This is a genomic window from Psychrobacter sp. van23A, assembly GCF_030845275.1.
Taxonomy (GTDB): domain Bacteria; phylum Pseudomonadota; class Gammaproteobacteria; order Pseudomonadales; family Moraxellaceae; genus Psychrobacter; species Psychrobacter faecalis.
In genome coordinates this window covers 1,906,170-1,920,187 of sequence record NZ_CP132595.1, presented here as the reverse complement: position 1 = coordinate 1,920,187, position 14,018 = coordinate 1,906,170, and the positions used below count along the sequence as shown (strand labels likewise).

Genomic DNA, 14,018 nt, shown 5'->3' with positions numbered 1-14,018 from the left:
CTGCAGCATCCGCTGTCATACGGATAGTGTGCTTTTTATGCCATGTGAGTACTAGTGAATAATACTAAGGCGTTACCATACCATTAGATATGGATAACTGAAAATCATTAACCAATAATCATAAAGACTTGAGGGTCAATATTTAAACGAGGCGCTCTAAAATAGCGGTCTCAAACCAAGGCAAATCGGCTTTATCGGTTTCAAGTTTGGCGATGACGACTAAGGCGTGAGGCGCTGGCAAGAATTGATAGTCAGGACTGGCAGCAATAGTCAGTAGCTGTTTATCGTTTTCGGCGTGCTCATCAATACTGATAAGTGTTTGCTTAGTATTCTTATAAAGCACATCGATACGACCAAAAAACTGCCACTCTTTAAAAGCAGCAGTAAGCGCATCGGCTTCATCTTTGGTATAAATTTGCTGGGTGTCTTTACCAGTATTGGTCCAATGCAGGCGTACGGCCAATTGCAGCGCTTCGCTAAACACCACCAATGAGCCAATCACTTTGACATGCCAAGGGCTGGTGATTAGCGCCTTATCAATACCGATAAGTTTCGCCGCCTCGTCAGCTGTCATGGGGGTATTAAACTGGGCAAGTAGGGCAGGTGTTAATGGATAAGTCTGTTTAATGCTGTCATCTAAACTGTCGTAATGATACAAAAAGGGCAGTGGCATATCCTGCGTCATGATTTTTTTGCTGATTTTACAATTATGGATACGCCAACTGATTGCCTTATCAGTTAATGCCTCAGCTAAGATAATGGCGTTTGGCTCAATGCTTGACATGGTTGACGGTGCGCTATCTTCAAGCGTTTCATTAACCGCAGTATGATTTCTCATAGTGTCATGAGCGTGGTCGCTATGAGCGTCAGTAGTGTTTGATGATTGGGATAATTGGGTTGGCAAGGCAGTCAAATCCATAAACCTGAGGTGATTAAAATAGAGGATTAATATAACATTTAAAGCGCACGGCTCGCCAATAAATTAATCGTATCACTTATAGAATTGTTGATAGCAAAACCCAGTAAAATTGAAAGTGGCTAGTGAATGTATCAGCCACTTGTACTCAATCCAAATTTCGTCCACTATATTTGCTGAGCTATTTACTCTTTAGTACTGACAACCAATTGATGACAACTAATTACTAATAAAAGGTTAAGGAATAAAAATGAGTCAAGATACCCAAACCAAATACGATGACAATAATATCTTTGCCAAAATGCTTAACGGTGATATCCCTTATCATAAAGTTTATGAGAATGACAAAACCCTCGCCTTTATGGATATCATGCCGCAAGCAAAAGGTCATGTACTGGTCATTCCTAAGCAAAAAGCCGTTGATTTAGTCGATCTTGAACCAGAATATGCCGCAGCAGTACTGATGACGTCCAAAAAAGTCATGCAAGCGCAGCGTCAAGTATTCGAGCGTGAGGGTATTATTCAAATGCAGTTAAATGGCGCACAAGCCGGACAAACTGTTTTTCATTACCATGTGCATCTAATTCCATCGAGCATTCATGAGCTAGGTCGTCATGCGGTCACGCAAGCAGATCAAAGTGAGCTTGCTGAGATGGCGAAACAGTTAGCAGGCGCTATTAATCCTTAATGTCTTAAATTGACCATTCATAATGCAATCATCAAAAAAAAGGCAGCTAACAAGTTGCCTTTTTTATTGCTGAGTAATAGTCATGTAACAAACGTTAAAATAGTGTTACGAGTCAGGCACTTGCCTAGGGTTTTTGCAGAGAGTGTGATAAAAATTATATTTGTTTTATAAACGGTTTAATAAGAGCCGAACGAGATACTGCCTCTATTCATACAAATTTATAAAGTAGGCGATCTTACTTCTCTTGTTGTATTTAGCTTTCATATTTATTGTTATTTTTTGAGGACATCATTTTTTATGAGTAAATTACCTCGCTCTACTATTTTGTTGCCAGTATTCGTGCCAGCCGCAACCATTATGTTGTTATTAGTGATTGGCACAGCCCTCAACCCTGAAGCTGCGGGTGAGTTGTTCAGCAAAGTTCTGGCTTTTACCACCGATACTTTCGGATGGTTTTATATGTTGGCAGTTGCCATATTTTTGATGTTTATTATTGCCTTAGCCTTCTCGCCGTATGGCAGTATTAAGTTGGGCCCTGACCACGCGGATGCTGAATATAACTTCCTTGAATGGTTTGCCATGCTATTCTCAGCGGGGTATGGCATTGCCTTACTGTTTTATGGCGTTGCAGAGCCAGTATTACATTTCGCCAGTCCACCCCTGTCCACACCGCAAACTATTGCAGCTGCAAAAGAGGCGATGCAAATTGCTTATTTTCACTGGGGTTTTCATATTTGGGCGATTTATGGTGTGGTTGGCTTGTCACTAGCGTATTTCTCGTTTCGGCATGGTCTGCCATTGTCCGTGCGCTCAACGCTCTATCCACTAATCGGTGACAAAATCCATGGTCCTATCGGGCATACCGTTGATGTGTTTGCGATCGTCGGTACTATGTTTGGTATCGCCACCAGTTTGGGATTATCGGTCGCGCAAATTAATGCGGGTCTAAATTATTTGTTACCAAATACGGTGCCAGTTAGTACCACGGTGCAAGTTATTATCATTGCGTTGGTGACGGCGGCGGCACTCGTTTCTGTATTAGCCGGTATGGACAAAGGGGTAAAGCGCCTATCTATCTTAAATATGGTGCTTGCCACTGCTTTGATGTTATTTGTGTTTATTGTTGGGCCTTCAGTATTTATTCTAAATGCCTTTATGGAAAACACAGGCAGCTATTTGGGCAATATCGTCGAGCGTACCTTTAGTTTACAAGCATACCAATCGAGTGATTGGATCGGTAGCTGGACACTATTTATTTTTGCATGGACCATTGCTTGGGCGCCTTTTGTTGGGCTATTTATCGCCAAAATTAGTCGTGGTCGTACCATTCGTGAGTTTGTCCTTGGCGTGATGCTAGTGCCAACGCTGTTTACTTTCTTTTGGTTCTCTGTATTTGGTGACACCGCTCTGCATATGATTATGGTCGATGGTTATGAGGCGCTGATTAGTGAAGTGCAAAACAACCAAGCTATTGCATTATTTAAGCTGTTAGAGCAATTACCATTTACCCAGATTGTCTCGTCATTGACCGTGGTGTTAATCATCACCTTTTTTGTGACCTCATCGGATTCGGGCTCATTAGTGATTGACTCGCTCGCGGCGGGTGGACGTAGCGATACGCCATGGTGGCAGCGTACGTTTTGGGTCGTCACTGAGGGTGCAGTCGCTGCAGTGTTACTTATTGCAGGTGGTTTGAGTGCATTACAAACTGCCGCTATCGTCAGTGCTTTACCGTTTGCGGTGATTATTTTGATCTCGACCTTTGGCATGTGGCGCGCGCTGCGTATCGAAGGTCATCGTAATGAGAGTTTGGCCAACGACAATCATTTACCGCCGCATTTATTGAAATTGGATGCTTGGCGCGACCGCATTGATTATATGACCAATCAGCCAACGCGCGATAAAGTTCTGGGTTATATCAAAGGTACAGTGTTATCGTCGATGCATGAGGTGGCAGAGAAATTTGCCGAAACAGGTTGGTTACCTGAGGTTAATTATGATGAGGTTAATGATCGCGCGGTACTGGAATTAAGACGCGGGGATAATGTGGAGTTCTGGTACGAAGTGCGGTTGTCAGAGCATGAGGTGCCTGATTATTACACCGAAGATATGGCCAATGAATTACCACAAGAGCATCACCATCGCGCCGAAGTCTATCTGCGCCGCGGTGGTCAGACCTATGATTTATATGGCTATCAGTCTGAATCTGTGATTAATGACATTATCGATCAGTTTGAAAAGTATCTACACTTTGTCAATGTTTCGCCAAATATCTTGCCGTGGCGTATGCAGCAACATGATGATGACATCACGCTGGAGCAAGGCAGTGTGTTCGATAAATAAATGTGTATTCGTGCGATAAAAAAGGCAGCTAAGCAGCTGTCTTTTTTCGTTAAATAGCGATGTTTTTCAATATTAATAAACAAAGCAATATTTTTTACCATCATTAGGTAATGTAACTATTGGCTCAGTGATTTAAAATTTATTTGAATAACTGGGCGTTATATAACAATATTAGACGCATACCCAAATTTAAGATTTTTTGAGAATTTTTTATGAGTAAACCTCGCTCTACTATTTTGATGCCAGTATTTATACCGACGGCCATTGTCATGTTATTGCTGGTAGTGGGGACATCGGTCAACCCACAGCTGGCGAGTGATTTGTTTGTCCAAGTACTAGAATTTACCACCGAGACATTCGGCTGGTTTTATATGCTAGCAACCGCGCTGTTTTTGATGTTTGTGGTGGTGCTCGCATTTTCGCCTTATGGCAGTATCAAACTAGGGCCTGACCATGGTGAGGCGCAGTACAATTTTATTGAATGGTTTGCGATGTTGTTTTCGGCAGGGTACGGGATTGCTTTGTTATTTTATGGGGTAGCGGAGCCAGTCACGCATTTTGCCTCGCCGCCGCTATCAGAGCCCCAAACCGTGGCTGCAGCAAAAGAAGCCATGCAGATTGCTTACTTCCATTGGGGTTTCCATATTTGGGCAATTAATGGCGTGGTCGCTTTAACCTTGGCGTATTTTGCTTTTCGTCACGGTTTGCCGCTATCAATGCGCTCGACGCTGTACCCCATCATCGGTGAAAAAATTCATGGGCCTATTGGTCATGCGGTTGATGTGTTCGCCATTTTAGGTACTTTATTTGGTTTGGCCACCAGTCTTGGCATTTCAGTGTCGCAAATAAATACGGGACTCCATTACCTATTACCAAGCATTCCAGTCAATACAACCGTGCAAGTAATCGCCATTGTCTTGATTACGGGGTTGGCCTTGATATCAGTGCTTGCAGGCATGGATAAAGGAGTTAAACGCTTATCTATCTTAAACATGATACTGGCAACGGCGCTGATGCTGTTTATATTTGCGGTAGGGCCGACAATATTTATTTTAAACGCCTTTATGGAAAATACGGGCAGTTATCTGGGCAATATCGTTGAGCGCACCTTTAGTCTGCAGGCGTATCAGCAAGGTGACTGGATTACCAGTTGGACGCTATTTATTTTTGCTTGGACGATTTCTTGGTCGCCTTTCGTCGGTATTTTTATTGCCAAGATTAGTCGTGGTCGCACTATTCGCGAGTTTATCGTTGGCGTGATGCTAGTACCTACCATCTTTACTTTCTTTTGGTTTGCGGTGTTTGGTGATACAGCATTACATATGATTATGATTCAAGGTTATGAATCGCTGATTACTGAAGTGCAAAATAACCAAGCGATTGCTTTATTTAAACTGCTTGAGAATCTACCGTTTACCCAAGTGGTATCTGTACTGGCTGTGGTACTTATCGTTACCTTTTTTATCACCTCATCCGATTCAGGTTCATTGGTGATTGACTCGCTCGCAGCGGGCGGTCGTAGCGATACGCCAGCGTGGCAGCGTACGTTTTGGGTATTGATACTTGGGGTTGTTGCCTCGGCGCTGCTCTTAGCAGGTGGCCTGCAAGCGCTGCAAACAGCGGCAATTGTTAGCGCCTTGCCCTTTACGATTATTATTTTGATTGCGATGTTTGGCATGTGGCGAGCGCTGCGTATCGAAGGTCATCGCAATCAAAGCCTGGCCAGTGACAATCATCTGCCGCCGCATCTGCTTAAACTAGATGCATGGCGTGACCGCATTGACTATATGACCCAGCAGCCAACGCGCGATAAAGTACTTGGTTATATTAAAGGTACGGTTTTATCGTCGATGCATGAAGTTGCAGAAAAGTTTGCCGAAACGGGTTGGTTGCCTGAGGTGAATTTTGATGAAGTCAATGACCGCGTGGTATTTGAACTCAGGGGCGGCGATAACGTCGAGTTTTGGTACGAAGTGCGTTTATCAGAGCATGAAGTGCCAGATTATTATACGGAAGAGATGGCGAGTAAACTGCCGCAAGAGCATCATTATCGGGCGGAAGTTTATCTACGCCGCGGCGGGCAAACCTATGACTTATATGGCTATCAATCAGATTCAGTGATTAACGATATTATTGATCAGTTTGAAAAATATTTGCACTTTATTAATATATCGCCTGACATTTTACCGTGGCGTATGCAAGTACATGACAATGATATTACCTTAGAGCAGGGCAGTGTTTTTGATAAATAGGCATTTTTTCCTTGACGTGCACTAAGTAAATGATTGCCTCAATCACTTGCAATAAAGTTAAGAACCCTTAGAATAACGGCTTGTTTTCACTACGAATCAAGCCGTTTTTTATGCTTATAAATAATCCCGTGTCTAATCAAGCATCAGCAGAAGCTAATAATGACCATCCTTTATTGCAGCCCTTGGTTATTGGCGGCTTGACGATTGAAAATCGCCTGATGGTCGCACCGATGGCTGGCGTGACGGATAATCCGTTTCGTAGACTTTGTAAATCCTTTGGCGCAGGGCATGCCGTTAGTGAGATGATCATCGCTGATACTGCACTTTATGCGCGCAAAAAATCGCTCTACCGCGCCAATTTTGATAACGAAATAGCGCCTATTTCTGCGCAGATAGCGGGCGCAGAACCGGATAAATTGGCAGAAGCGGCACGTTATCAGATTGATAATGGCGCGCAGATTATTGATATCAATATGGGCTGCCCGGCCAAAAAAGTGTGCCGTAAATTGGCAGGATCTGCGCTCTTGCAAGACGAAGATTTGGTCGCGCGCTTACTGGATGCGGCGGTAGGAGCCGTTGATGCTCCTGTGACCTTAAAAACGCGTTTGGGGTTTGAAAATGGCCGCGAAAATATTTTGCGCGTGGCCAAGCGAGCAGAGCAGGCGGGTATTGCTGCGATTGCCATTCATGGTCGAACGCGTGAGGATATGTATACTGGGGAAGCGCGTTATGAGCTGATTCGCGAAGTCAAAGAAAGCATTAATATTCCTGTGATTGCCAATGGCGATATCGATAGCGCGCAAAAAGCGCAGCGTGTCTATGAGCTGACCGGTTGTGATGCGGTGATGATAGGGCGTGCTGCGCAAGGGCAGCCTTGGATATTTCGCGATATCGAGCATTTTTTGCGCTCAGGAGAAGTGCTTGCTGCACCTAGTGTGAGCGAGATAAAAGAGATTGTCCTAGCGCATTTGCAAGAGCTATATGAGTTTTACGGCGAATATTCAGGCTGCCGAATTGCTCGCAAGCACATTGCGTGGTATACCACCGGCATCCCTAATTCCAACGCTTTTCGCCAAGCCATGTATGGTGAAGAGAGTACCGCTGGGCAGTTTCGCGTGGTCGAAGACTTTTTACACGCGCACGAATAGCAAGAAAAAACGGTCAGTTTAAGCAATCCACTTGATAATAAATACCTAACTGCTAATATTCATGATATTAAATGCATTTTACGGCTTATTTATTAACTTCAATCCAATTATATTTGTTATGCTTTAGGCGAACATTAACGGAAGTATCATTTACGAAAAGGATCTTTTATGGCCAACCCCTCAAAAAAAGCAATCAGCAAAGCAGTCAAAGATAAGCATATTATTATCACAGGGGCATCAAGTGGTATTGGTGAGCGTACGGCCTATTTGCTCAGTGAATGCGGTGCTCATGTGATCTTGCTGGCACGTACTGAAGACAAATTAAAAGCTGTGAAAGACAGTATCGAGGAGCTTGGTGGTAAAGCTACTTATTACCCTTGTGATCTGACCAATATGGATGATATAGAAAAAGTCAGCGCGCAAATTTTGGCAGATTTCGGTCATGTAGATGTCTTGGTTAATAATGCCGGTCGCTCAATTCGCCGCTCGGTGCACGAGTCTATAGATCGCTTCCATGATTTTGAGCGTACCATGGATATCAATTACTTTGGCGCGGTTAAAATAGTGCTTGGGTTTTTGCCGACGATGATTGAACGTCAGACTGGTCAAATTGTTAATATATCATCGATTGGTGTGCTGGCGAATAGCCCGCGTTTTGCCGCTTATGTCGCTTCAAAATCGGCATTGGATGCCTTTAGTCGCTGCTTGGCTGCTGAAGTAAAAGGCGATAATGTCACCATTACCAATATCTTTATGCCATTGGTGCGTACGCCGATGATTGAGCCCACTAAGTTATACCGCTACATGCCTGCGCTTATGCCGGATGAGGCGGCGATGATGGTTGCCAAAGCGATTGTCCATAAACCAAACAGTATTGCCAGTAACATGGGTAAATTTGCCTCAGCGACTTACTCATTAGCACCAGCAATTAACGTTGGTATTCAATCGATGGGTTATCGTATTTTTCCAAGTACTCGTGCTGGATTGACTAGCAATAAAAAACCAAACCTTGCTCAGCGTGCCTTTGCCAGAATTTTACCGGGTGAGCATCATTAGAGTAGGTTTATTTCACCTTGACCTAAAATGGAAAAAGGATACTGCGGTGTCCTTTTTTAACGCTCTAAAAAGTATGAATGCTTATATCAATGAGTAAAGCAGGGGTTTTTATTGACGCTAACGCTGCTTGTAATATTTTTTGATAGGTTGGCTTAGCGTACTCAATAGGGTATTTATAATGATTAACTCGAGGTTTTCAATGCTTAAACACCAACACCAACGGCAAGCACTAGTAGTAGAGGGTGGTGGAATGCGCGGCGCATTTACCAGTGGCGTTTTAGACGCATTTTTACAACAACATTTCAACCCTTTTGATCTTTGTGTGGGCGTGTCCTCAGGCTCTACCAATGTTGCTAACTATTTAGCTGAACAACAAGGTCGCACCCTGCATATTTATCTAGATCATTCACTGCGATCTGAGTTTATTCATTATGGCCGTTTTTTTAAAGGCGGTGATTTACTGGATTTGAAATGGATGTGGAACGTGGTGGAACAAGAATATCCACTGAATCAGGCACAATTATTGACTAATAATGCTGAATTTTACATGGTGCTAACACACGCTGTTTCAGGTGAAGCGACCTATATAAAAGCTTGTGAGGACAATATTTTGGATGGTCTAAGAGCATCAAGTTCTATTCCCGTGCTCACCCGACAAGCAGTAGAAATATCTGGCGAGCCATATTTTGATGGGGGCGTGGCCGATGCTTTACCTGTACATTGGGCTGCTCAACAAGAGGGGGTTGCTAAGCTGATGGTTATCCGTACTCGTCCTAAAGATTACTATAAAGCAAGTCACAAAGGTGATCAGTTATTGGCCAAGTATTTTTCTAAGCAACGCCAGGGTTTTGCCCAAAGCTTGTTGGCACGAACAGAACGTTATAATGCGGCTGTACAATTTTTACATTCTGCATCCTCACAAAAAATCGTAGAGGTTTGCCCACCTGACTTAAAAAATATGGCAAGTCGATTGTCCAAAAACAAAGCTAAGATCCGTTATAGCTACGATGTGGGATTGGAAGCAGGTTACAAAGCCATTGAAGATTGGCACAAAGTTTAATCTGCTCAAGGCGTGGGAGTTCGAAATGACTGGCTGTCTTAAAAAACGTTTCTCAGTTTAAGAAAAGGCCTGTTAATACTCATGCTTATAAGGGTGTAGGATTGATACAGCTCCCTAATTAAGACTTGAGCCTTTAGCTATGGGCAAGCCATTCCCAATCCTCCATACGGCAATATACATTTAGCCGTGCAGGAAGATATTCCCAACGAAACCAGTCCTTTCACTCTTCAAACCTATTAATAGACCACTTATAACAGACTAGCCAAACACACGCCACATTATCCAAAATAACCCTGCCATCACCGCAGCAATGACCAATAGCCGCTTTGCCCAATAAGGAATTAACGGCTTTTTATAGCCCAAATCATTGAGCTGACTGTCAACGCCCTCTTGTAGACTTTGGAAGCCTTGCTCCGTTGGCGTAGTTTTAACGCGAGTCTTTGTCAGACGCTCTGTCTCTTCTTCAACTTGTTCTCTATCAAAGCTAAAGGCTTGGCTTGGGATACCTTGTTTGTTGGCGATAGTCGTGAGGGTTTGCTGCTGCTGGTTCTTTAGCGCAAGCTCATAAGCATCTATGCGAGATTTGGCGGCATCCATACTGATATTTTCATCAGCGGCCAAGGTTTTAATTGCCTGCACCAAATTGCCTTTTTCGACCATCATCATAACGGCTTTTGGCAGTTTTTTATTGGCGGGCGTTGAGCCTGAATCAGAGTCAAACATGACAGTCCTTATTTGGGTGTGATACTAGGTAGGTGAGGGTATTATAACCATTTTATCGGCGCAAAATTCAAGCAAAAAAATACCGCAACCATTATCATGTCTGCGGTATTTTCATGGCGCTTATCCTATTTTAATAAAAAAATGGCAATAAACGCTTCTTATAAATTATCTAGGACAATTTATAGGTCTTTCCAGCGTTGGATAGACTCTTTGATGACTTCTTTAGCTTCTGCGACGTCACCCCAAGATTCGACCACCGTTGTACCGGCTTTTTTAAGGTCTTTATAGTGGCTAAAATGGAATTGTAATTGGTTGATAAGCTGCTTTGGTAAGTCTTCTAGGCTGTTATAAGCATTGCCTGTATCACGGTCGTCAGCCGGTACGACGACGATTTTGTCATCAACTTCGCCATCATCAACGAATTTCATCACGCCGATTACTTTCGCTTTTAAGAAAATACCAGTAGGCAAAGGCTGTTCTGTGATGATAAGCGCATCTAACTCATCGCCATCTTCATCAAGGGTTTGCGGAATAAAACCATAGTTACAAGGTTTAGCAAAAATCTGTGGATCAACACGGTCAAGCTCAAAAACTGCCAATTCGCGATTCCACTCAATTTTATGGCTGCTACCAGTTGGGATTTCTACGACCACATTAATGATGCCACCATCGACGTCGCCTGCGTCCAAAATTTTATTAAAATCTGCCATAAATTGCTCCAAGGTGCTTTTGTTATGAATGCTTCAATGATAAAGGGTTAGATGTTAGCGCGCTAAGGTTTTTGCTGCGCCCAATTTGTGCGCCTGCGATTATAACAAGTTTGACTCAAATTTTCTCACAATGCTTAAGTCTAAGCGTGCACGATATTATGCAAAAAAGGATTATGCAAAAACAGTAATTAAAAACTATTTAGGAGCGAGGGCACGTAATTGGATATGTCCAGCATGACGCTTGGCAATATTAGAGATAAGTTTTTGCGTCACTTGTTCATAGCTTAAACAGTTGGTCATTGCTGGCATAGATTGCTCTGCTGCCTGCGCTGCCAGTTGTTTATCCTGCGCTTGCTTATCCATGGCGGCAAAGTCAGCCAGTCGTAACATTTGCATGCCCGCATAGCCGCAAGGGTTAATGGCATTAAAGGCCGATAAATCACAATCTAAATTAATCGCGACCCCATGATAACTAAAACCATGCTTGATTTTAAAGCCAAGTGAAGCGATTTTACCCAGCATAATGGCGTCATCAATCGGAAGCTCAGTGACTGGTTGAGCCTTGTCATTGCTGGCAGTATTCAGATGGCTATATAAATAAACCCCGGGCGCATCGCGGCGGGCATGGGCGCTGATAAGACTGCTATTAGACGCGTGGCTTTTTAGGCAGTCATTGACCACATCTTCAATCGCTTGCTCGGCGTGCGATACCATGTTGCGCACACTCCAGCCCAAACTTTCCAAATCAAACAACCAATAGATAACCAACTGTCCATGCCCGTGCCATGTCACCTGACCGCCGCGGTCGGTCTTGATAATCGGGGTATTGGTACGTTGTAGGATATGCTCTTCTTTACCGGCTTGTCCAAGCGTATAGACATCATTGTGATCGACAATCCAAAGCTCGTCAGGCGTGCGTAGACCTTGCTCTTTTTTGAGCGCGATACGTGCTAACGTACGCGATAGCATAGCATCAAGGGTAGGGACGTAATCAGCAGCTGAGAGTGATTTGCTGACCAGCATATCATTGAGTGGTTGCGCGGTATTTTGCATGAGAGTGATTGTCTTATGGTTTGGTTATTAAAAAAGGGGCTTCTTATTGATATTTAGTGTAGCAGTTTTAGCTTTTGTGCCCAAATCTAAATTTTGCTGTTTAATCTATGAACTAATTGTCCGAGCTGCGTTAAAAATACTGTTAAATTGCGGCAATATAACCCTTGCCTGACACGTATTTCATACAAACCCAGTAGTCAATCAAAGGTGCTGTTCATTGATTGGACAATGCGCTACATTAAACGGCATTGAATAAAATACTGTTTAGCAGCATTGAATGGAATCTCAGGCGCTTTTCGTACTTTAGAGACTGCTTATTTTAACGACCATAGATTCAGAGTCCTAAATCGATAATAGCGTACTGACTCTAACGCTCATAACAAGGAAGACAAATGACTGATAGTAATCAAAATACACCCTCTCAAAATGAGCCTACGCCAACCAATCAAACTCAAAAACCAAATCATGCTCATAATGCAGATGAGTCTCTTAGTATCATTAAAACGGTCGCTGATATGCAAGCGCAATTTGCGCGCTTACAAAAGCTGAGCCGCACGCAGCCTATCAATGATTGGACCACGCGTGAAAATCAACTCGATAATTTAGAGGTGATGCTAAGTGACAACCAAGCGCTACTTGCCAAAGCGATTAGTGCCGATTTTGGCTATCGCAGTGAGTCCGAAACACAGTTTGCTGAGCTATTTCCAAGCTTTACCGGTATTAGCCATGCAAAAAAGAATGGTAAAAAATGGATGAAGCCGCAGCGGGTATCGATTTCAGCACTTTATATGCCAGCTCATAATGAGATTCAGCCGCAGCCGCTTGGCGTGGTCGGTATTATGGTGCCTTGGAATTACCCGCTATTTTTAGCAGTCGGACCGATGATTGATGCGCTGGTAGCGGGCAATCGCATTATGATTAAGATGAGCGAGGCGGCACCGCAATTTGCTCAAACCTTTGCTGAGACTATTTCGCGTTATTTTTCACCGGATATGGTTTCTGTGGTGATTGGCGAAGTTGAGATTGCCGAAGCCTTTAGTAAACTGCCTTTTGACCATTTATTGTATACCGGCTCGACTGCGGTCGGCAAAAAAGTCATGGCGGCGGCGGCACCGAACTTAACGCCAGTCACCCTTGAGCTGGGTGGTAAGTCGCCGGTTGTCGTTTTAGAAGGTGCTAATTTAGAAAACGCTGTTAATCGCGTGATGATGGGTAAAACGCTTAATGCGGGTCAAACCTGTATTGCGCCTGATTATGTATTGGTTCAACGTCAATATCATGAGGAATTTACCCGTCTGGCAAAAGAGTGGATGGAAAAGCATTATCCCAATATTGCAGACAATCCTGATTACTCGCACATCATCAACGGCGAGCAGTTTAAACGCGTCAAAGGCTATCTCGATGATCTAGAAGATGACCATATCCATCAGTTGACGGATGCAGATGCTGATCACGACAGCCGCCTGATGCCGCCAGTGATTGTCAAAGAGCCTGCGCCTGATAGTGAGCTGATGCAAAACGAGATTTTTGCGCCGATTTTGCCCTTGATGCACTATGACACTCTCGATGATGCTATTGATTTTATCAATGAGCGTCCACGCCCGTTGGCACTTTATGTCTTTGGTGACAACAGCAGCGAGATAGATCAGGTGCGTAACAATACGGTGTCAGGCGGTCTGTGTATCAATGAAGTCATTATGCATGTGGCGCAGCATGACTTGCCGTTCGGCGGGGTTGGGCACTCAGGTACGGGCGCTTACCACGGTAAAGCTGGTTTTGAGCGTCTTAGTCATATGAAGCCGGTATTCATACAATCGAAGCTCAATGGTCTTAATATTTTATTGCCGCCGTATGGTGGTGTATTTAAAAAAGCCATGGCACTGTTTTTAAAATAACAATACGCTCTAAATAAGTAGCGTTATAAAAAATAGCATCTACTCAGGTAGGTGCTATTTTTTATCTAAAAGTTAATCCATTACCTTCAGAACATTCAAAATAAGTAGTTAAAAACCGCTTTTTAGAATGAATGAGCATTTGTCATCTTATCTATAAATCGCTACACTTTGTAG

11 protein-coding genes are annotated in these 14,018 nt (G+C 43.5%); 7 read left to right on the top strand and 4 right to left on the bottom strand.

Translation table 11 applies throughout. From position 1 onward, the window contains the following. Window positions 1–142: 142 nt before the first annotated feature. The gene (locus tag RAH45_RS08175; protein ID WP_068408232.1) at window positions 143–919 is read right to left on the bottom strand and encodes a hypothetical protein; all 777 of its coding nucleotides are present in this window, start codon (window positions 917–919) and stop codon (window positions 143–145) included. Between the two features lie 247 nt (window positions 920–1,166). On the opposite strand from RAH45_RS08175, the gene RAH45_RS08170 reads away from it, so the two are divergent. From RAH45_RS08170 to RAH45_RS08145, 6 genes are all read left to right on the top strand, one after another. Then, on the top strand, window positions 1,167–1,604 hold the full coding sequence (locus RAH45_RS08170) for an HIT family protein (protein WP_068408230.1): 438 nt from the start codon (window positions 1,167–1,169) through the stop codon (window positions 1,602–1,604). A gap of 297 nt (window positions 1,605–1,901) precedes the next feature. Then, entirely contained in the window at window positions 1,902–3,947 is a 2,046-nt protein-coding gene (locus RAH45_RS08165) for a BCCT family transporter (RefSeq protein WP_102076737.1), read from the top strand. Between the two features lie 212 nt (window positions 3,948–4,159). Further along, window positions 4,160–6,199 (top strand): BCCT family transporter, encoded by a 2,040-nt coding sequence (locus tag RAH45_RS08160; RefSeq protein WP_306495130.1) that lies wholly within the window; start codon window positions 4,160–4,162, stop codon window positions 6,197–6,199. Window positions 6,200–6,309: 110 nt separating this feature from the next. Then, entirely contained in the window at window positions 6,310–7,347 is a 1,038-nt protein-coding gene (gene dusB / locus RAH45_RS08155; RefSeq protein ID WP_144297609.1) for a tRNA dihydrouridine synthase DusB, read from the top strand. A 168-nt stretch (window positions 7,348–7,515) separates the two neighbouring features. After that, window positions 7,516–8,403 carry an SDR family NAD(P)-dependent oxidoreductase gene (locus tag RAH45_RS08150; RefSeq protein WP_201591288.1) on the top strand — a complete coding sequence of 296 codons (888 nt, stop codon included), beginning with the start codon at window positions 7,516–7,518 and terminating at the stop codon, window positions 8,401–8,403. Window positions 8,404–8,581: 178 nt separating this feature from the next. Next, window positions 8,582–9,463 (top strand): patatin-like phospholipase family protein, encoded by an 882-nt coding sequence (locus tag RAH45_RS08145; RefSeq protein ID WP_306495129.1) that lies wholly within the window; start codon window positions 8,582–8,584, stop codon window positions 9,461–9,463. Between the two features lie 258 nt (window positions 9,464–9,721). Here the strand turns inward: RAH45_RS08145 and RAH45_RS08140 are convergent, their stop codons facing one another. From RAH45_RS08140 to RAH45_RS08130, 3 genes are all read right to left on the bottom strand, one after another. Then, window positions 9,722–10,186, bottom strand: coding sequence for a hypothetical protein (locus RAH45_RS08140; protein WP_306495128.1), 465 nt, complete (start codon window positions 10,184–10,186; stop codon window positions 9,722–9,724). Between the two features lie 179 nt (window positions 10,187–10,365). Further along, window positions 10,366–10,896, bottom strand: a complete 531-nt coding sequence (locus tag RAH45_RS08135; RefSeq protein WP_025651820.1) for an inorganic diphosphatase — start codon at window positions 10,894–10,896, stop codon at window positions 10,366–10,368. A 195-nt stretch (window positions 10,897–11,091) separates the two neighbouring features. Beyond that, entirely contained in the window at window positions 11,092–11,949 is an 858-nt protein-coding gene (locus RAH45_RS08130; RefSeq protein ID WP_191691852.1) for a lipoyl protein ligase domain-containing protein, read from the bottom strand. A gap of 392 nt (window positions 11,950–12,341) precedes the next feature. Here RAH45_RS08130 and RAH45_RS08125 point away from each other — a divergent pair, with 392 nt between their 5' ends. After that, window positions 12,342–13,844 (top strand): coniferyl aldehyde dehydrogenase, encoded by a 1,503-nt coding sequence (locus RAH45_RS08125; protein WP_193030609.1) that lies wholly within the window; start codon window positions 12,342–12,344, stop codon window positions 13,842–13,844. Window positions 13,845–14,018 lie beyond the last annotated feature (174 nt).